The 19,363-nt window shown below is 72.8% G+C and carries 12 protein-coding genes and 2 pseudogenes; 4 read left to right on the top strand and 10 right to left on the bottom strand.

Annotated features, from left to right (window positions below; genetic code table 11):
• Positions 1-285 precede the first annotated feature (285 nt).
• Together ACFY9S_RS23155 and ACFY9S_RS23150 are read left to right on the top strand one after the other, a co-directional pair.
• Positions 286-516: a hypothetical protein gene (locus tag ACFY9S_RS23155; protein WP_391131517.1), complete on the top strand. Its 231-nt coding sequence runs from the start codon at positions 286-288 to the stop codon at positions 514-516.
• Positions 517-725: 209 nt separating this feature from the next.
• Positions 726-896, top strand: coding sequence for a hypothetical protein (locus tag ACFY9S_RS23150; protein ID WP_391131515.1), 171 nt, complete (start codon positions 726-728; stop codon positions 894-896).
• Here the strand turns inward: ACFY9S_RS23150 and ACFY9S_RS23145 are convergent, their stop codons facing one another.
• The 5 genes and pseudogenes from ACFY9S_RS23145 to ACFY9S_RS23125 form a co-directional block, all read right to left on the bottom strand.
• Complete coding sequence (locus ACFY9S_RS23145; protein ID WP_391131513.1) at positions 897-1,232, bottom strand: DUF3140 domain-containing protein; 336 nt, start codon at positions 1,230-1,232, stop codon at positions 897-899. It abuts the gene before it with no gap.
• A 6-nt stretch (positions 1,233-1,238) separates the two neighbouring features.
• Positions 1,239-1,469 carry an HVA1 family protein gene (locus ACFY9S_RS23140; protein ID WP_391131628.1) on the bottom strand — a complete coding sequence of 77 codons (231 nt, stop codon included), beginning with the start codon at positions 1,467-1,469 and terminating at the stop codon, positions 1,239-1,241.
• A 90-nt stretch (positions 1,470-1,559) separates the two neighbouring features.
• Positions 1,560-2,633 (bottom strand): annotated as a pseudogene (locus ACFY9S_RS23135) (acyltransferase family protein); the annotation flags it as partial.
• 206 nt (positions 2,634-2,839) lie between these two features.
• Entirely contained in the window at positions 2,840-3,901 is a 1,062-nt protein-coding gene (locus ACFY9S_RS23130; RefSeq protein WP_391131511.1) for an N-acetylmuramoyl-L-alanine amidase, read from the bottom strand.
• 664 nt (positions 3,902-4,565) lie between these two features.
• On the bottom strand, positions 4,566-5,453 hold the full coding sequence (locus ACFY9S_RS23125) for an NAD(P)-binding domain-containing protein (protein WP_391131509.1): 888 nt from the start codon (positions 5,451-5,453) through the stop codon (positions 4,566-4,568).
• Between the two features lie 631 nt (positions 5,454-6,084).
• On the opposite strand from ACFY9S_RS23125, the gene ACFY9S_RS23120 reads away from it, so the two are divergent.
• Positions 6,085-9,324: a BTAD domain-containing putative transcriptional regulator gene (locus ACFY9S_RS23120; RefSeq protein ID WP_391131507.1), complete on the top strand. Its 3,240-nt coding sequence runs from the start codon at positions 6,085-6,087 to the stop codon at positions 9,322-9,324.
• A gap of 77 nt (positions 9,325-9,401) precedes the next feature.
• Here the strand turns inward: ACFY9S_RS23120 and ACFY9S_RS23115 are convergent.
• From ACFY9S_RS23115 to ACFY9S_RS23100, 4 genes and pseudogenes are all read right to left on the bottom strand, one after another.
• Positions 9,402-9,717 (bottom strand): annotated as a pseudogene (locus ACFY9S_RS23115) (hypothetical protein); the annotation flags it as partial.
• Positions 9,718-9,829: 112 nt separating this feature from the next.
• The gene (locus ACFY9S_RS23110; RefSeq protein WP_391131505.1) at positions 9,830-10,024 is read right to left on the bottom strand and encodes a hypothetical protein; all 195 of its coding nucleotides are present in this window, start codon (positions 10,022-10,024) and stop codon (positions 9,830-9,832) included.
• 171 nt (positions 10,025-10,195) lie between these two features.
• Positions 10,196-11,425, bottom strand: coding sequence for a cytochrome P450 (locus ACFY9S_RS23105; protein WP_391131503.1), 1,230 nt, complete (start codon positions 11,423-11,425; stop codon positions 10,196-10,198).
• Positions 11,426-11,492: 67 nt separating this feature from the next.
• A complete protein-coding gene (locus tag ACFY9S_RS23100) occupies positions 11,493-12,305 on the bottom strand; it encodes an SDR family NAD(P)-dependent oxidoreductase (RefSeq protein ID WP_391131501.1) in 813 nt (270 codons plus the stop codon).
• Positions 12,306-12,486: 181 nt separating this feature from the next.
• Between ACFY9S_RS23100 and ACFY9S_RS23095 the strand changes: the two genes are divergently transcribed.
• A complete protein-coding gene (locus tag ACFY9S_RS23095; RefSeq protein ID WP_391131499.1) occupies positions 12,487-14,355 on the top strand; it encodes a thiamine pyrophosphate-requiring protein in 1,869 nt (622 codons plus the stop codon).
• Positions 14,356-14,439: 84 nt separating this feature from the next.
• On the opposite strand, the gene ACFY9S_RS23090 is transcribed toward ACFY9S_RS23095, so the two are convergent.
• A complete protein-coding gene (locus ACFY9S_RS23090; RefSeq protein WP_391131497.1) occupies positions 14,440-19,308 on the bottom strand; it encodes a DNA repair ATPase in 4,869 nt (1,622 codons plus the stop codon).
• Between the last annotated feature and the right edge of the window lie 55 nt (positions 19,309-19,363).

Raw genomic sequence — 19,363 nt, 5'->3', positions numbered from 1 at the left:
GCGGCGAAGTGCCCGCTTCCGGAACCGGGGCGCAACACTCCGGCACCCAACCGGGCGACGGGCTCTGTGAAGGAATGGGCTCATCCGGTGACCCCGCGGTCACAGCGGTGAAGGCGACCGCCCGAAGGAGCCGCGCATCGCCGGAGGTCGGTTGGCTCTCCTCTCCGCGGAGTGTTTTGATCCTGCGCACGGCGGGAGCGGCCGGGACGGGCGCTGGTCCCCGGATTCCGGCGCCACTCGCGCTCACCGTCACTGCGAGACATTCACGCGAAGGGAAACACCCCCATGAACCTCACCTCTCGGGTCGCCACCGCCGAGCTCTCCGACGCCGACCTGGACACCGTCGCCGGCGGCAACGCGGGCGGCGTCGATGTCTCCGCGGGCCTCGTGGGCGGTCTCTCCGCCGGCCTGGTCGGCCCCCTGACCGGCGAGGCCTGCGCCGCCCTGCAGGCGACCCTGTCGCCGGAGGGCGCGGCTGCGGGCGCGCACGCGGGCGTCCACACGACGTCGCTCTGACGACCTCCGCGCGACGGGCCCCGGGAAGCGTTTCCCGGGGCCCTTTCGTGTGCGCGCGGCGGTGGCCGTCACGTATCGCAAACGTGAGGAATTCGCGAAGCACGTGACGGAGTTCTGGACACCACGGGGGTGGGTAACGCGGCGAGGAGCCGTGACGCAGACTTACTCGGACCCCTCAGATCCCGGCTGCAAACCGATTGGAACCCGCTGTGAAAACCGACTCGACCCGAGCCGAAGAACTGCCGATCTACGAGAGCCTCATACGCGAACGGGGTGACGTCGTCGAGGAGGCCCGTGTGGTGGCCGAGGAGACCCAGCACCAGATGAGCCAGGCGCTGAACGGTGTGGCCACGGCCCCGCACGACACCGGCGCGCGCTGATCACCCGCTCAGCGGGTCGTGGCCCCAGTTCATCAGGGAGTACCGCCACCGCGTGTCCCGGACGTCCCCGGAGGGCCGCTGGGCCTGGTGGCGGCGGACGTAGCCGACGACCTTGCGCATGTGCCGGTAGTCGTCGTCCGTGAGGTCGCCCTTCCCGGCCCGCAGGATGGCCACGATCCGGCGGCCGGAGGCGTGCCCGGTGGACTCGCCCCCGTCCTGGTGCTGACCGGCGCTCTTCGATTCGTCGGACTCCAGCCACTGCTCCAGGTCCGCCGGTGTCATGTTCACCAGCTCACGGAAGTCGTTCCAGGTCTCCTCGCGCTCCTCACCGTCCACGCCGCCTCACTTCTTCTTCTTGAGCGCGGACGGCTTGTGCACCGCGGTCCTGCCGGACTTGTCGCTGCGCACCTCGTACTGCGGCTCCTCCGGTGAGGCGTCGACCGTGCGGCCCGACGCCTCGGTCCGTTCGGTGATCTCCCTCTCCACCTCGCCCTCGGTCCGGCTGCCGTGACTGCTCCAGGTGACCTTGTCGCCCTTCTTCGGTTTCCCGCCCTCGCTGCGGCCCGTCGCCATGCCGATGCTCCCTCGCGGAGAAGTGTGCTGTCCCTCCAGCGTGTGGGCTGTGCGGTCAGGGCGCAGCCCGACGGGCGCGGTCCCGGTGGCGGCCGCGGTGCGGAACGCCCAGGCCATGCCCGGTTCCGTCACGGGGCGGAAGACCCGCCGTACGGACGGAGTGCACAGGGCGGTGACGGCCACGGCGGCGACCAGGGTGGCGGCGACCGGACCGGCGGGGCCGCGGACCCAGGCCGGCTCGTACCAGCCCCAGTACTTCGCGGCCTGCGCCACGAAGCCGTGCAGCAGGTAGCCGCACAGCGTGCCGGCGCCCAGCACGGTGAACCATGTCCGGCGCCCGGGCACCCAGGCGAGGAAACAGCCGGCCAGGACGAGCGAGCAGCCGAAGGCGGCCAGGGTCATCACGGGCCCATACCAGAGGGGGACGCCCAGCTCCGGGGCGCTGTCCGCGTGGAAGAACCAGGCGTAGTCCATCCGCGGGACCGCCCAGTACGCCACGGCCAGGGCGCAGGCGGCCACCGGCACGGCGAGGATCCGGACCGCACGCCGTCGTACCAGGCGGAAGTGCTCCGGCCGCAGCAGCAGACCGAACACGAAGTACGGCAGGAACTGCAGGGTGCGCTGCAGATCGAGGTCGTGGCCGATGGACGGGACGGTCGTCGCCAGCATCGCGATGCCCAGGGCGAGCGGAAGCGGCCACCGCACCAGCCGCCACAGGGGCGTGGTCAGCCGCCAGAGGAACAGAGCCGCGAGGAACCAGGTGAGATACAGGGGGTCCAGCAGGCTGACCGGGCGGTCGGGGTCCTGGCTGGTCCAGCGGGTGAACAGGGTGTACGCCGTCTCGAACACCACGTACGGGACGGCGACGCCGGTGATCAGGCGCCGGAGCCGGGTGGGGCTGCCGTCGAAGGTGCGGGAGAAGTAGCCGGAGATGATGATGAAGGCCGGCATGTGGAAGGCGTAGACGAGCATGTAGAGGGCGGTGACGGCCCTGCTGCCCTGGCGCAGTGGCTCCCAGGCGTGTCCCACGGCCACCAGCACGATCGCGAGGTACTTGGCGTTGTCGAAGAACGCGTCCCGCTGCCGGACCGGGCGGGGCGCCGCGTCCTGCTCCTTGGTCACCGGCGCCCGCGTCACCTCGGCCCCGGGAACGGCCGTGGTCATCGTGTCACTCACGGCACCTCCCGCAACGACTGGAGGCGTGGGTGCCTCTTGCGGCCGGGAGCAAGGGGGTGGGGTGCGCGCAGAACATCGCCCGCACCCTAATCACAGGGCCGTGCGTTCGTTCAACTCGTAACGGAGGTGGCTCGCTTCGGTTCATGCCCGGGTATACGCGCGGAGGCGGGCGATCGTCTCCCGGGGGGTGGTGCTCAGGTCTCCTTCCACACCAGCGCGGTCAGTACGGCGCTCACGACGGTGACGGGGACGCCCGCCTGGTTCAGCAGCCGCACCCGCATGCTGCGCCCCCGGGCGAGCCGCTTGGTCACGGGCACCACCACGAAGCTGCCGCCGCCGGTCCCGGTGATCTCGTGGATCGGGTGGTCGGCCCGGTGCTCGTCGCCCTCGTACTCCGACATGCGCGCCTGCACGACGGCACCCGCCGGCAGTCCGTCGATGTGGAGGCTGACGGTGCCGCTGAACCGGGACGGGCCCCGGGCGAACACGCTTCCGCCGGTGCCGTGGTGGCCGGTCTCGTCGGTCCACTCCGCGGTGAACTCGACCGAGTCCCAGGCGCCGGGCGCGAGTCGGTACTCCCTGGCGACACCGAGGTTGACGTACTGGGGCATGGGGTCCTCTCCTTCCCACCGGCCCGCCGGGAGGGCCAGGGCGTCGGCGACGTCGCGGCGGAAGCCGGCCATGTCGAATCCGCGCGGGTCGACCTTCCAGTCGCTCCACTCCAGGTGGCCGATGGCGCTCTTGTGGCCCCAGCCGTGCGCGCGGCAGATCGCGGCGGTGGCCTTGACCATCGCGAGGTACTGGGCGGGCGGCCACGGGTCCTTGCCGTCGCCCCTGTTCTCACACTCCCAGCCGTAGAAGCGGGCGTTGCCGTCGACAGCGCCGGCCGAGCCGTCGTGCTCGTGCGTCGGGGGCGGATACGTGCCGTACGACTCGCCGATGACGGCGTCGAGCACGTCACGGTCACCGCCTCCGGCGTGGTTGGCCCGGCCGTTTCCGGTGAGGTGGACGACTCCGTCCTTGGTGATGCATCCGGTGGCGAGCGGGCCGGGCAGGGCGCTGTGGCCGCGGAAGATCAGTCCGACGACGTCCGTGCCGGAGCCGGTGACGGTGTGGTGGATCATCGCGCCGTGCACGGGACCCCAAGGGCCCTTGTGATTACGGTTGTTGGTGCGCCAGCCGGATACTTCGCGAACGGCGCAGCCCTCGGCCTTCAGCGCGGCGACGAGCCGGGCGGCGGTGAGTGGGGTGGCCATGAGTCAGTCCTCCGTTCCGGCGCGTGCGTGCCGGTCTGAAGACGGTCCGATCACATCGGGGGGAGCGAGCCTGATCTCGGAACTCGCCCGGCGGCGGCGGGGTTGGCGGATCGTTTCGCCCGCGAGTTCCGCGTGTGCCGCGCCAGGCCCTCACCATTCTCGCGCCGCTCGCCCCGTCGCTCACCTCGCCGTTGGCCACGTCCGCAAAATCGGCGCGATTACGACGCCGCCGCACCAAGGAGGTCCCGCGGCACGTCGTAGCCGACGAACTCGAACATGAGCAGGCGGGACGCGTGCGGGCCGGGGTGTGCCGGTGAACCGGTGCACCCCCACTCCGTAGCCGGCCGGCGGCAACGCCGCAGATGCGCGTGCCGGACCCCGCGTCCGCGGGCTGCTGTGAACGACAGGCGCTGGGTCCGGCCGGCCGTCGCGGACGACCGGATTTCGACGGTCGTCGGCGGTCCGCGGCGAGGGCCGACGGTCGTCCGCGGACGCCGGCGGGTCCAGGTGGGGGAACCGGCGGGCTCGGTGGCGAGGAGGATCGCGGAGGGCACCGGCAGGGCGATCTCGGGCTTCGCGCACGGGGACGACGAACGGGCCGGTTCCGACGGGGATTCGGAACCGGCCCTTCGTCAGGCGGTGCAGCGGATACCGGGCCCGGTGCTCACCGGTTCGGGCGGCGGTACGCCTTCACGACGCTGGCGTAGCTGTTCTTGGCGTGGCCCTGTGCGATGACGCCCTCCATCAGCGCCTCGGAGTACTTGGGCAGTTCGGTGTCGAGGCCGAGCGCCTCGGACTCCTCGACGAGGTGCTTGAGCGCGCCCAGGTGGGTCTCCAGGGTCGCGTCGTCGGCCGGGAACTTCTCGTCGCCTGCGTCGATCTGCGCGGCGTAGTCGGCCGTGAACATCTTGATGGCGTCGAGCCACATGTGCGCCCACGGCAGGAACTCCTGCGCCTTGACACCGCCGGTCTCCACGATGGCCACACCGTGCAGGAAGCTGTTGAGGGCACCCCACATCAGGCCGAGCAGCGACACGTCGAACAGGGCGGGCTTGCCGTGGTCGGTGCCGAGGTAGGTGGTGCCGCCGCCGAGGAGCTTCAGCACGGGCTCGTGGGCGTCGAAGACGGCCTGGTCACCGGCGTAGAAGAGGACGGAGGTCGCGGCGCCGATGCCGGGCGGGGTGATCATGATGGCGCCGTCGAGGTACTGTGCGCCGTTCTTCTCCGCCCACTCGGCGGTCTGCCGGGCCTGCTCGGAGGAGCCGGTGGTGAGGTTGACGACGGTCTTGCCGCGCAGGGCGTCACCGAGCGGGCCGATGACGTCGTGCACCACGTCGTACGTCGACACGCACACGACCACGAGGTCGCCGGCGCCGACGGCGTCGGCGGGGTTCGCGGCGAGGACCGCGCCGTCCGCGACGAGTCCGTCGGCCTTGCCGGCCGAACGGTTCCACACGGTGGTGGCGTGGCCCGCCTTCAGGAAGGCGGCGACCAGGGCCTGCCCCATCAGGCCGAGGCCGAGCACCGTCACCGAGGTGTGGTTGTCACCCATGAATGTGTTCCTCCAGTACGAAGTGGTGTGCTGTGCGATCCGGCACGCGGGGCGCGCCGGTGGAATGGACGGTCCGGGGCGTCGACTCAGAGGAAGACGGTGCCGGGCTCCGGGCCCGACCAGGACGCGGCCCTGCAGTGCGAGGTCGGCGTCGGCGAGGGCGTGCGAAGGACACGGCGTGGTGGGCCGGCACGAAGACGTCCTCGGCGACCGCGGTGGCACTGCCGGCGGCGGCGCCGGCCGGGACGTCCCAGTCGTCGGAGGCGGGCAGGGTGCCGTCGGGGCCGAGCCGCTCCCAGCAGTTGTGGAAGCTCACCGTCGAAGTCCGGCCGCAGCCGGGCCCGGGAGGCCGGCCATACCGCCGTGACGTGCCCGAACCGGCCCTTCTTGATACTGCCGATGGTGATCGCCGGCCGCAGTCGCTCATTCTCGGCCACCTGCCCCCGTCTCCGCGCCCCGCCGAACCGCACTCCTCGGGGAACCCTGACCCATGCCCCTTCGGATTCGCTTCGGACCACTTCGGATTCGCTTCGGACCACTTCGGAAACGGTGCCCGAACGCCCTGCGGAGCGGTGGCCGAGCCCTTGTCGTCGCCGGTCACGCCGGTCGCCGGGCGGTTACGCTGGAGATCATGGAATTCGGGGTGCTGGGGCCGCTGGAGGTGCGCACGGACGAGAGTCGTGTCGTGCGGGTACCCGAAGTCAAGGTGCGCCTGCTCCTCGCCGATCTGCTCGCCCACCACGGGCAGGTCGTGCCGGCGGCGCGGCTCATCGAGGACCTGTGGGGCGGCTCGACGTTCACGGCCCGGCCGACGGCGTCGCTCCAGGCCAAGGTCTCCCAGTTACGGCGCGCGTTGGAGGACGCGGAGGCGGGCGGGCGCGAACTGATCGCGCACCGGCCGCCCGGGTACGTCCTGGACGCCCGGGCCGGAGCGATCGACGCCGGGCGGTTCCGTGAGCTGGTCGCCCGGGCCCGGTCCGGCGAGGACCGGGTGACGCGGGCGGCGCTCTACACCGAGGCGCTGGCGCTGTGGCGCGGCCCCGCCTTCGCCGAGTTCGCGGACCAGCCGTCCGTGCGGCCGACGGCGGCGAGCCTGGAGGAGGAGCGGCTGACGGCGGTGGAGGAACACGCCGCCGTGCGGCTGGAGTTGGGCGAGCACAGCCCGCTGGTGGGCGAGCTGACCGGGCTGGTGGCGCGGCATCCGCTGCGCGAGGGGCTGCGGGGCGCGCTGATGTGGGCGCTGTACCGGGCGGGGCGCTCCTCCGACGCTCTCGACTGCTTCAACGATCTGCGTCGCCGGCTGGACGAGGAGTTGGGGCTGACTCCCGGCCCGTCCCTGGAGGCGCTGCAGCAGGCCATCCTGCGCCACGATCCGGTGCCGGCCCGGCCGGAGCCGCCCGCGCCGTCCGCCGCGGGGGTGCCTACGGGGCCGGGGCCGACCGGGCCGGCATCGCCCCTGGTGGGCCGCGAACAGGACGTCCGGGCGATCCGGGCCCTGCTCTCACGGCGCCGTCTGGTGACGCTCACCGGCCCGGGCGGGGTCGGCAAGACCCGCCTCGCCCAGGCCACGGCGGAGAGCCTGGCGGGCACGTTCGGTGACGGCACCCGGCTGGTGGAACTCGCGGACACCGGGGGCCTGGAGCGGTTCGCCGGAGCGGAGGCGCTGGCCGAGCAGGTCATGGCGACCCTGGGAATCAGGGAGAGCACCTCCGACGACGTCGCCGAGGGCCCCACGGACCGCCTGGCGAACGCCCTGGCCGGCCGGAGGCTGCTGCTCGTGCTGGACAACTGCGAGCACGTCGTGGAGGCCGTCGCGCAACTGACCGGTCTGCTGCTGAACCGGGCCCCGCGGCTGAGCGTCCTGACGACCAGCCAGGAACCACTGCGCACCCGTGACGAGACGGTGTATCCGGTGACGCCCCTGTCGCTGCCGCCGGAGGACGGCCCGGATCTCGACGCCCTGACGAGCGCGGGGGCCGTACGCCTCTTCGTCGACCGGACCAGGGCGACGGACCCGGAGTTCGTGCTCGACTCCACCACCGCCCCGCTGGTCGCCGATGTGTGCCGGCGCCTCGACGGCATCCCGCTCGCTCTGGAACTGGCCGCCACGCGCGTGAGATCGCTGGGCATCAGGGAACTGCACGACCGGCTCGACGACCGGTTCAAGGTGCTCAACAGCGGCTACCGGGACGCCCCTTCACGCCACCGGACTTTGCAGGCGACGCTCGACTGGAGCTGGAGCCTGCTCGACGACCGTGAACGGACCGTGCTGCGCAGGCTGTCGGTGTTCGCCGAGGGGTGCGGACTGCGGGCCGCCGAGGACGTGTGCTCCGGCGGCGGTGTGTCCCCCGCCGACGTCCTGGACGCGTTGAGCCTGCTGGTGGAACGCTCCCTGGCCGTCCGCACCGAGGGACCGCAGGGGCCGCGCTACCGGCTGCTGGAGTCGGTCGCGGTCTACGCGCGCGACAAGCTCGCCGGGTCGGGTGAGCACGCCGGGACCGCCGCCCGGCATCTGCGCCACTGCGTCCGCCTCGCCGAGCGGGCCAGGCCGCATCTGCACGGACGGGAGCAGTCCCGCTGGTTCCGGTACCTGGACGTGGAGGCGGCCAATGTGCAGCGCGCGCTGGCCGAGGCCGGCCGGGCCGGGGCCGCGCAGGAAGCGCTGCGCCTGGTCAACTCGCTGACCTGGTACTGGTACGTCCGTGGCCGACTGGGCGAGGCCCGCAGGTCGCTGGCGACGGCCCTGGACACGCCGGGCGAGGCCGCGCCCGAGGAGCGTGCGGAGGCGGTGTTCTGGTACACGGGCATCCGGTTGCTGCTCGGCGAGCACGACCGGGAGTGCGACGCCCCGGAGGAGTACCCGCCGGGGTCCACGCTGGAGTCGACGAGGGCCCAGTGGTTCCTGGCGCACGCGCAGTGGACCGTGGGGGCGCTGGTCGAGGGCGAGCAGCGGGTCGAGCGCGTCCTGGTGCGCTTCCGCACCCTGCGCGACGCGTGGGGCACCGCCGCCGCGCTGACCACGCGCGCGTGCTTCGCCCTGGCCCGCGGGGACCTGGAGTCGCTGCGCGGCAACGCCGAGGACGCCCGCGCCCACTTCGCGGAACTGGGCGACCTGTGGGGCCGGCTGAAGACGACGGACGTGCTGGGCAGGCTCGCCGAGATCAACGGCGACTACGACCTCGCCGCCCGGCTGCACCGGGAGAGCCTGCGCATCGCCCAGGAACTGGAGACCTGGCCGGAGATGTCCACGAAGCTGTCGGGTCTCGGCAGGATCGCCCTGCTCACCCAGCGCTACGACGAGGCCGACGACCTGCACACGCGCGCCCTGCGGATCGCGGTGGGGCAGGGCAACCAGCCGGCCGAGCAGTACGCCGCGCTGGGCCTCGCCCTGAGCGCCCGCCGGCAGGGCCGCCTCGACGGAGCCGAGGAGTGGCTGCGGCCCTGGCTCGCCTGGAACCGGCGCCGCGGCGACGGCCCCGGCCTCGCACTGGTCCTGGCCGAACTGGGCTTCATAGCCGAACAGCGCGGCGACGCCGGCCGTGCCGTGGCCTGCCACCGCGACGGCCTCGCAGCCGCGGCCACGACCAGGGACCCCCGGTCGGTCGCGCTGGCCCTGGAGGGCCTGGCCGGGGCGTACTCCCTGTCCGGCGTCCCGGAACGGGCGGCCCGCCTCCTCGGCACGGCGGCGGCGACCCGTGAACGGGCGGGCGCCCCGCACCCCCCTGCGGAACGGGGCGACGTCGAGCGCATCGCGGCCCGTCTGCGCGCCGCACTGGACGAGGCCACCTACGCCCGCGAGTTCACGGCGGGCAGCGAGCGCCATCACGAGGCCGAGGCCGCGGCGGAGTCGGCGCACCCGGGAGCTCCGTGAGCCGCCGGCCTCGCACCGGACCACCCGACGGCGTCGGGGTCGTCGTTTCAGGTCACAGGCCGGTCAGGAGCTGTGGAGCCAAAGAGATCCTTCGGTCCGAGCCGGCCGCGGTTGACGCGGTCCTGGGCCCGGCCGCGGACGCCGGCCATACGCCCGTCCGCGACGGCGACGTCCATGGCGTCCCCGTCCGAGTGGAGGATCGAGGCGGTCTGCACCCACCGCTCCACCCGGGTCCTCTGCGACGCCTTCCGCCAAGTAGGTGTCCACGCGCGCGGGCCACGGCTCGTGCCGGCCGTAGGGAGTCCGCGCCCCCCAGGGCTGCGCGATACGGTCCACCGACGGGTCCACGCCTGCCTCCCGGCACCCACGGTTGCTGTGCGCCGCGCGCGTCATCGGTACCCGTGGGGTGCGGTACCTGACTCTCCTGGCGCGGAGCCTCGAATCGGGTGAGCCACCGGCTCGCGTGGACCGGTTCGCCTCGCGCTCACCGGTCCGCGCGGCCGGCTCAGGCCGGGTGGTCCGGCTGCTGCTCGGGAGGCGTACCGCCGCCTTCGCCTCCGCCCTTGTCGCCGCGGTCGGTGCCGTGAGGGCGGCCGCCGCCCTTTCCGGCGGGCTGGGCCGCCTTGCGGGCCTCGCTGTCCTGCGGAGTGCCCGCGCCCTTGTCACTGCGCCGCAGCTCGGGCTGTTGCGGGTTCGACATCAGCTCTCCTCCTTGCGTCACCGCGCATCGCCTGCCGGTCACACCGGTGACTCGTCGTCGCCGGCCGAAACACTCGGCGAGGCATTTGTCCCGTGAGCTCACTCGTCTGTCCCGTGAGCTCGCCCGTCGAGCAGCCCGGCAGCGTCCGAGCCGCAGGTGCTCCGCCCCCCGCTACGCGAGCGTCCGGATGATCATTCCGCTGCGGGGCCGGGTGGGGATGCGGTTCAGGGGGATGCTCAGGTCCTGCGGCGGCACCTGGTAGTCCAGGGCCGCCAGGCGCCGGGCGAGCGTCTCCAGGATGCCCACGGCCATGGCCTCGCCGGGGCAGCGGTGTCCGTTCCGTGGGTCCGCGCCGCCTTGGGGGATCAGTTCGTCCCGGCCGGGCGGCTGGTCGAGGAAGCGTTCGGGGCGGAAGACGTAGGGGTCCTTGAACAACCGCTCGTCGTGGTTCTGGCCGTGGACGTCCAGCAGGACCAGGCCACCGGCCGGGACGCGGCGGCCCTGCCAGGTCAGGTCGGTGACGGCCCGGCCGCCCAGGAACGGGGCGAAGGGGTAGAACCGTCGCACCTCGTGGGCGAATGCCGTGGCGTATCCCTCCTCGCCCGACCGGAGCCGCTCCTTGTGCTCCGGCCACCGGTGCAGGGCGTGCGCGGCGAAGGCCACGAACCAGCTCAGCGCGGTGGCGGGCCGTATGACGTTGAGCAGCTCCACCGCGGCGATCCGGGGCGTCAGCTCGGCACCGGAGGCGTCGCGGTACCGGCAGACGCGGTCGAGCACGCAATCCGCGGGGGGCCGGACCGTGCCGGACCTCACCTCTGTGATGAGGGCGGCGAAACGCTGTTCCTGCCGGGTACGGGCCCTCCTGGCCCGCCAGTGCCGCGGACCCGCCGTGGCGAAACCGTCCACCATGGCCAGCAGATCACGCGCCAGCGGCTCCTCCTCGTCCTCGGCGAGGGGAACGCCGGCCCATCGGCAGACCCCGCGTGCGACGACCCGGCCGACGGCGTCGAAGAGCACCACCTCCGGCTGCGCCCGCCAGCGCGGTACGGCCTCGTCCCAGGCTTCGGCGATGTGACCGGCCGAGCCCGTCACCGCGTCGGTCTCCAGCAGCGGCAGGAAGAACGCCTTGCGCTGCCGGTGCGCGTCGCCGTCGAGGGTGTGGACCGCGCCGTGGCCGAAGAGGGTGCTCAGGACCGGGCCGGGCAGCGCGCCGTGGCGCCGGACGTGCTCCTCGTCGTAGAAGAAGCCGACCGCGTCCGGACCCCGCACGGCCAGGGCCGGGTGGCCGAGGACGCGGAGGTTCAGCGCCGTGTCGTTCTCGACGCGCATCAGATCGGGCAGCCAGGCGTAGCCCTCGGTGAGCAGAGCCAGGGACTCGGGAACCAGTCGGTGGGCACTCATGCACCGGGAGTGCCCACGCCGGCCCGGGCGACACCGGCGCGCTTCAGCCACCGAGGCCACTGTGGCGTCACTTCTGCCTCCCATGGTCCTCTTCCGCACCGGTCCCCGGTTCCGCCATCCGCCGGTGGGCCGCCGCCTTCACCCCGTCGGGAAGCACCTTCCCGGCCAAGCCCTGCGCCTTGGACTTCAACGACCCGGTCACGGCCTTCTTCTCCCCCTTCACGATCGCTTCGAACGCCTGCTCGGCCACCTGCGCGGCATCGTCCTTCTTCGCGGTGCCGATCCGGGTGTCGTCCGCCATGTCCGCCCGGTCGAAGAAGTCCGTGTCCGTCGGGCCCGGCATGAAGGAGGTGACCGTCACGCCGGTGTCCTTCACCTCCTCCGCCAGGGCCTGGGCGAAGGACTGCACGAACGACTTGGACGCGTTGTAGACGGGCTGGAAGGAACCGGGCATCGTCGCGGCGACGGACGAGGTGAAGGCGAGCCGGCCCGCGCCGCGCGCCACCATGGCCCGCAGCAGCGTCTTGGCCAGCCGCACGGTCGCGGTGACGTTGAGGTCGATGACCTCCTGATCGTCGGCGAGGTCGGTGTCCACGAAGGCGCCGCCTTGGCCCACCCCGGCGTTGAGGACGGCGACGTCGACCGTCAGACCGTCGAGCGCGTCCAGGAGCCGGAACCGCCCCTCGCCGGTCCGCAGGTCGGCGCGCACGGCGCTGACCTGCGCACCCGTCTCCCGTAGCTCCTGTGCGGCGGTCTCCAGCCGCTCGTCCTCGGCGTTCACGACGAGGTCGTGACCGTGCAGCGCGAACTGCCGTGCCAGCTCGTGGCCGATTCCGCTGGACGCGCCGGTGATCAGGGCGAGGGGCCGTGTCTCAGTCATGGCGGACGAGTATCCGTCCCGCCCCGTGCCACGCCTCGCGGCGACCGCGCGGCCGGGCCGGGCTTCGTGCGGGCCACGTTTCCCGCGTAGCCGCACGGTTACCCAGGGGGTGTCGTGCCCGCCCCCACGCGTCCTGACGCCGGGGACGGTCGCTCAGCAGCGGATCGGAAAGGGAGCTCGCATGGCCAGCACCAAGGTGTCCGACTACGTTCTCCAGCGGCTGCGCGAGTGGGACGTCGACCACGTCTTCGCCTACGCGGGCGACGGCATCAACGGGTTGCTGGCGGCCTGGGGACGCGCGGACAACAAGCCGGAGTTCGTCCAGGCCCGGCACGAGGAGATGTCGGCGTTCCAGGCCGTCGGCTACGCGAAGTTCTCCGGCAAGGTGGGCGTGTGCGCGGCGACGTCCGGACCGGGCGCGATCCACCTGCTGAACGGGCTCTACGACGCCAAGCTCGACCACGTTCCGGTGGTGGCGCTGGTCGGGCAGACCAACCGCAGCGCCATGGGCGGCTCCTACCAGCAGGAAGTGGACCTCGCCGCCCTGTACAAGGACGTCGCCTCGGACTTCTGCGAGACGGTGACGGTGCCCGAGCAACTGCCGAACCTGATCGACCGGGCCTTCCGCACCGCGTACGCCAGGCGCACCGTCACCGCGATCATCCTCCCCGCCGATGTGCAGGAGCTGGACTACAGCCCGCCCACGCACGCCTTCAAGATGGTGCCCTCCAGTCTCGGGCTGGGACGGTACGCGCCGGTGCCCGCCGAGGAGGACCTGCAGCGGGCCGCCGACGTGCTGAACTCCGGCGAGAAGGTCGCCGTCCTCATCGGGCAGGGGGCTCGCGGGGCGCGGGCCGAGGTCGAACGGCTGGCCGACGTGCTCGGCGGCGGCGTGGCGAAGGCCCTGCTCGGCAAGGACGCCCTGCCCGACGACCTGCCCTACGTCACCGGCTCCATCGGGCTGCTGGGCACCCGCCCTTCCTACGAGCTGATGCAGGAGTGCGACACCCTGCTGATGATCGGCTCCAGTTTCCCGTACACGCAGTTCCTGCCGGAGCTGGACCAGGCGCGGGCCGTGCAGATCGACATCGACCCGCACATGATCGGCCTGCGCTACCCGAACGAGGTCAACCTCGTCGGGGACGCCCGCGAGACCCTGCAGCGGCTGCTGCCCCGCCTGCACCGCAAGGAGGACCGGACCTGGCGGGAGAAGATCGAGAAGAACGTCGCCCGCTGGTGGGAGGTCATGCAGCGGCGCGCGGCCGTCAGCGCCGACCCGGTCAACCCGGAGTACGTCGTCCACGCCCTGGACGGCAGGCTGCCCGAGGACGCGATCCTGAGTGCCGACTCCGGCTCGGCCGCCAACTGGTACGCCCGCCACCTCCGGCTGCGCGGCCGGATGCGCGGTTCCCTGTCCGGCACCCTGGCGACGATGGGGCCCGGGGTGCCGTACGCCATCGGCGCGAAGTTCGCCCATCCCGACCGCCCCGCCATCGCCCTGGTCGGGGACGGCGCCATGCAGATGAACGGCATGATGGAGATGGTCACCGCCGCGAAGTACTACCGCGAGTGGTCCGACCCGCGGCTGATCGTGGCCGTGCTGAACAACGGCGACCTCAACCAGGTCACCTGGGAGATGCGCGCCATGTCCGGCGCCCCCCAGTTCGAGCAGTCCCAGCACATCCCCGACCTGCCGTACGCGGGCATCGCCCGGAGCATCGGCCTGGACGGCGTCCGGGTGGAGAAGCCCAAGCAGGTCGAATCCGCCTGGGACCAGGCTCTCGCCGCCGACCGGCCCTTCGTCATCGACTTCCGCACCGACCCGGCCGTGCCGCCGATCCCGCCGCACGCTTCACTCGACCAGATCGAGGCCGCGGCGACCGCGATCCTCAAGGGGGACAGCGACCGCGGCTCCATGGTGAAGCAAGGGCTGAAGGCCAAGGTCCAGGAGATGCTGCCCGGCAGCCGCCACCGCGACGACCGTCCCGGCGCGGGCCCGCACGACAGCTCCGGCGCGGGCCCGCACGGCAGCTCCGAAGGGAACAAGTGACCCCAGGCGGCCCCAGAGGGCCAGGCGCTGCACGACGGGCGGTCGTGGAGCGCCTGGACGTCCAGGAGCGGCACACGTCGCGTCTCAGTCCCCGCCGCCCGGCACCGGCCGTGCGGCATGGCGAGCCGCGGGGTTGGCGATCAGGTTGCGCGGGTCGCCCACCCGGTTGATCGCCGACTCGACGGCTGCGATCCGGTCGGCCAGCAGACCGAGGGCACAGACGGCCCGCGCGAGTTGGTCGTCCTCGGGGCCGCCGAGGGACTGCGCTCGGACATGGGCCGACTTCACCTCGGCCCAGCGCGCCGACCGCTCGGCTGTGAGAGTGCCGCGCAGCTCGGCGAGCTTGAGGAGATTGGCCTCGGCACCGGTGGTGAGGGTCTGGGCCTCGGCCCGGTACTGGTCGTCGATCAGCGCGGCCAGTTCGACGTCGTTCATGACGGGCTGGACGCGTTGGGCGATCTTGTTCATGGTGCGGTAGGAGCCCTGGAGCCGGAAGGGCGGTTCCGTGCGCGCGGTGTCCGACTGGGCCGCCGAGGCGATGTACGCCGCGTTCACGGCCAGGACCGTCTCCCGCGCGGTGAGCAGGTGACGCATTACGGCCAGGATCCGGTCCAGCTCCGCGGGGGCGTACGGATGGGTCAGGCGGTCCGCTCGAGCCGCCGGGTCGCCCTGCGCGAGGCGGATCAGCAGGTCGAGGTCGGTGCGCTCGCGGCCGGCGAGCGGGGCGAGGACCGGGTTGGCGGTGAGGGCGTTCTCGATGAAGCTGAGCGCGAAGGTGTCGCCCTTGCCGGTCAGGACGTCGCCGAGGTTCCACACGTCGGCGCGGTTGGCGAGCATGTCGGGCACCTGGAAGCGGCTGCCGGACTCGGTGTAGGGGTTGCCGGCCATGCAGACCGCGAAGCGTTTGCCGCGCAGGTCGTAGGTGCGCGGTGCGCCGTCCCACACGCCCTCGATGCGGCGGGTGGCGTCGCAGAGGGGGATGAACTTCTGGAGCAGTTCGGGCGAGGTGTGCTGGATGTCGTCCAGGTAGAGGAGGGTGTTGTTGCCCGCCGCCAACGCGAAGTTGATCTTATCGATCTCCTGGCGGGCGGTGGCGTTCGGGGCGTCGGCCGGGTCGAGCGAGGTGACGGTGTGGCCGAGTGCGGGGCCGTCGACCTTCACGAGGATCATGCCGAGCCGGTCGGCGACGTACTCCATGAGGGTCGTCTTGCCGTAGCCGGGCGGGGAGATGAGCAGGAGCAGCCCGCCGGAGTCGGTGCGCTTGGAGTCGCCCGTGGTGCCGAGCTGCTTGGCGAGGCTGTCACCGACGAGCGGGAGGTACACCTCGTCGATGAGCCTGCTGCGGACGAACGCCGACATCACGCGGGGCCGGTACTCGTCCAGGCGGAGGCGGGTGTGCTCGGCGTCCACCAGGGCGGTGCGGCGGTGCTGGTAGGCGCGGTGGCCGGGTACCTCGTGGGTGCGGAACCGCCGCGTCCGGGCGAGGAGTTCGTCGACCCGGACCGTGAGGGCACGGCCGGTGACGCGGGGGTGGGTGCCGCGCAGGCCCGTGACGGTTTCGGTGAGCGGTGCGTCGGACTCGTAGCGGGTCAGGCCGGGGCAGAGTTCGGCGGCCACCGCCTCGGCCAGGTCGCCGGGGGTGAGGTCGGTTCCGGTTGCGGTGGCGTACGCGGTCAGCCATGCCTCGACCAGTTGCTGCCGGGCAGCCGGGTCGGTGAGTGCGGTGAGGTCGTCGTCGTAGGCCGGGGTGCCCACGGTGCGGCGGAACTTGTCCAGCAGGGTGCGGGTGCCGGCGCTGATGACGAAGCCGGGCGGGCCGCTGGTCAGTTCCTCGAAGAGGTACGCGGCCGCCGCTTCTCCGCCCGCGACTTCGGCCAGCTCCCGCCTCAGGTCGGCGATGGCGGGGGTCAGGCCGAAGGTGTCCCGGGCGCGGGCCAGGGACACCGCTCGCCGGGTCCAGTCCTGCCGCTCCCCGTCCGTCGTACCGTGCGCCCAGAACATCTGGGCGGCTGCTCGTGCGGCAGGTTCGTGACGCAGCGGGCCGGCGCCCTCGTACAGGCGCAGGAGCGCGGTGAGGACCGCTGTCGCGTCGTGGTCGTGGACCCCGCGCTCGTAGCCCTCGTCGTACGCCGACTCGGCGGCCTGTCGCACGAGGGCGGGCAGGTCGGCCTCCGCCAGGGCCTCGGGTCCGTGTTCGTCCAGCAGGCGGGCGGCGAGGTACTCGGCGCGGTAGACCTCGGGCGACTCCGAGGGCAGGGGACGGTCCCAGTACGGGCGGGTGGCGCCGAAGTCGGGGTCCGTCACAGGGGAGCGGTAGTCGGTGCCGGTCAGGGCGAAGGCGAGGGTGTCGCCGTGCGGGACGAGGGTGAGGTCGAGGGGCTGGGTGTTGACGGCGAAGCGGTGGGTGCCGAGGCGGATCGTGCGGCCGTCGTCGGCGTACAGGTCGGTGCGGTCGCGCAGGGCGCGGAGCGCCTCCTGACGGGCGGCCTTGAGCCGGCCGTCCAGTTCCTCGGCCCGCACCTGGTCGCCGAGGTCGCGCAGTTCGCCGGCGGTGCGGCGGACCTTGGCGGGCATCGGGTCGGAGGTGAAATACGTGGCGACGGCGTCCGCGTCCGGCTGGGCGGCGGCCCGGCGGGCGACGGTCCGCAGGACGCGGGCCGCCGAGTCGGCCAGGCGTTCGGCGCGCCGGGCGCGGGCGTCGGCGAGGGTCTGCCTCCGGGCGGAGAACGCCTCGTGGATCTCGTCGCGCTTGTCGGCGAGGGTGGTGAGGAAGTCGTCGAACTCGGCGAACCTCGACTCCAGGTTCTCCACCTGTACGAGCAGGCGGGCGAGCTGCTCGTCGGACGCCTCGGGGCTGTCCGCGGCGGCGAGCGCGCCGGTGACGGACTGGCCGAGCAGGGCGAACTCGGCGGTGAACTCGGCCCGTCCCTCCCGGTCGAGGAGTGCGCGGCGACGGCCGTCGAGGGCGGCGCGGGCGCGGTTGACGCCGCCGAGGACCTCGGCGATGCGCTCCAGGATCGCGGTGCGGACGGTGGCGTCGCCGATGTCGAGGCCGGCGACGACCTCGGTCACCGTGCGCAGCCCGTCGGCCAGTTCGTCCGTGCGGGCGGCGACGGGCGTCGCCTCGGCCGCGGTGGCGATCGCCTCGGCATCGGCGACGAGCTGCTCGACCTGCGCGTGGTGGCCGGCGAAGGCGTCCTCGCGGGCGAGGTGAGCCACGGCGCGCCGGCCGAAGGCGGCGAGGTCGGACTCGGTGGCGGCGGCGAGCTCGTCGATGCGGGCGGTGTCCGCGTACCGCATGTCCTTGAGGGTGAGCAGATGACCTTGCGCCCGGCGCAGTTCGGTCAGGCCGGTCACCCAGTCCGCCGCGCTGCGCGCGGACTCGCCACGCAGGCGTCGCACGACCTCGGCGACCCGCGCGGCGGCTTCGGTGAGCGCGTCCTCGGCCTGCCGGGTGAGGGCCTGGACGGTCGCGAACTCGGCCAGGACCTGCTGGGCCGTGTCGTGCAGTCGAGCCAGCGGGGTGTGGAGGTCGCCGAGTTCGGGGTCGCCCAGCCAGTGGTGGGTGTCCGCCGCCCGGGAGCAGGCGGCCAGCAGCGCCTCGTACACCTCGCTCGTGGGGGTCGTGTCGGCGACGGCGCCCGTGATGGTGAGGCAGTCGGCGATGCCGCGCACGAGGTCGGCGTTGCCGATGCGGGCCAGGGGCCCGGTGCCGACCGGCTGGGCGGCGGCGTAGGTGTCCGAGACGTACGGGGAGTTCCACAGCTGTACGGGGTGGACGCGCTGCGGTTCGTCGAGGTCGGCCCGGAGGATGGCGAGGGCGCCGTCGTCGAAGAGCGCCCAGCCGTGGCAGGGCAGGGGGGCCGCCATCTCCTTGCGGATCGTGTTGTACGGCAGGAGGAGGCTGCGGCCTTCCACGCGCGCGTGGAAGGCGTACAGCACGTCCTCGCCGTTCGGGGAGCGGATCTCCCTTTCGAACTCCAGCTCGGTCGTGTCCAGTTCGTACGTCTTGTGGGTGCCGGAGGCCAGGCAGTAGCCGCCCGGGAAGACGATCCCCTGGTCCTCGGGCAGACGGCGGCATGCCCGGCCTATGCCGTCGAGGCGGACGACGGCCCTGGTGAGGGTGTTGAACACCAGGTGGCGGTCGGTGTCCTCCTTGTAGGGGCGGACGCGCAGGAGGATCAGGGCGCCCACGCGCGCGTAAGCGATGTCCGCGTCCGCCAGGGACTGCAGCGGCTCGTCCACGGGCTCGGTGTGGACGCCCTCTGCCGTCTCGGTGTCGTCGTCGGTCTTCACGGTGAGGACACCGCCGACCGCGGAGACGAACACCTCGCCCCGGACGGAGACGTGCGGGTGCCGTCCGAGGACGTGGTTCTCGCGCGTGGTGTCGGTCCATTCGACGTCGTGGGACGGCGGCAGGACGTGGTCGCGCTCGCCCCGGGCGTCCAGGAACCTGACCGCTCCGTCGTCGGACAGGGCCCAGCGCAGCACCCGTGTGTCGTCGGCCTTCTCGCCGGTCTGGAACACGGCGAGCAGCCTGCCCTCGGTGCGGCGGAGCCGGAGGAGGCGAGCCTGGCGGTAGTAGCGGTGCAGGGCGCCGAACTCGCGGACGAAGGCGGGGTCGTCGAGCAGGCCGGGCACGGCGTCGTCGGGCAGTCGTTCCAGGTCGCGGTCGTACAGGGCCAGGACGTCGCCGACGCGTGTGTCGGCCTCCCGGCTCGGGACGGCGTTGGAGCCGACGAGCAGGGCGGCGCCCACCGCCACGACGTCCCCGGGGACCGCGGCGTGGTCCGTGCGCAGTCGCCCGGTGCCGGCGAGTTCGAGCCGCGTCGAGCCGAACTCCTCGCTCCGCCGGGCGTTGAGCGCCTCGGCGCGCCGGGCGAGTTCGGCGGCCTGCGCGGTGAGACGGTCGCGCAGCACCTCGTACGTGCCGGCGTCCGGGCCGATCGTCATGGCGTGCCTTTCGGGAAGTCGGTCGAGGCCGGTTCGCGGCGGGTACCTCGTCGCG

It is taken from the genome of Streptomyces sp. NPDC012474 (assembly GCF_042955185.1).
Taxonomy (GTDB): Bacteria; Actinomycetota; Actinomycetes; order Streptomycetales; family Streptomycetaceae; genus Streptomyces; species Streptomyces cahuitamycinicus.
The sequence above is the reverse complement of the archived record's forward strand: the minus strand, read 5'-3'. Positions and strand labels throughout refer to the sequence as shown.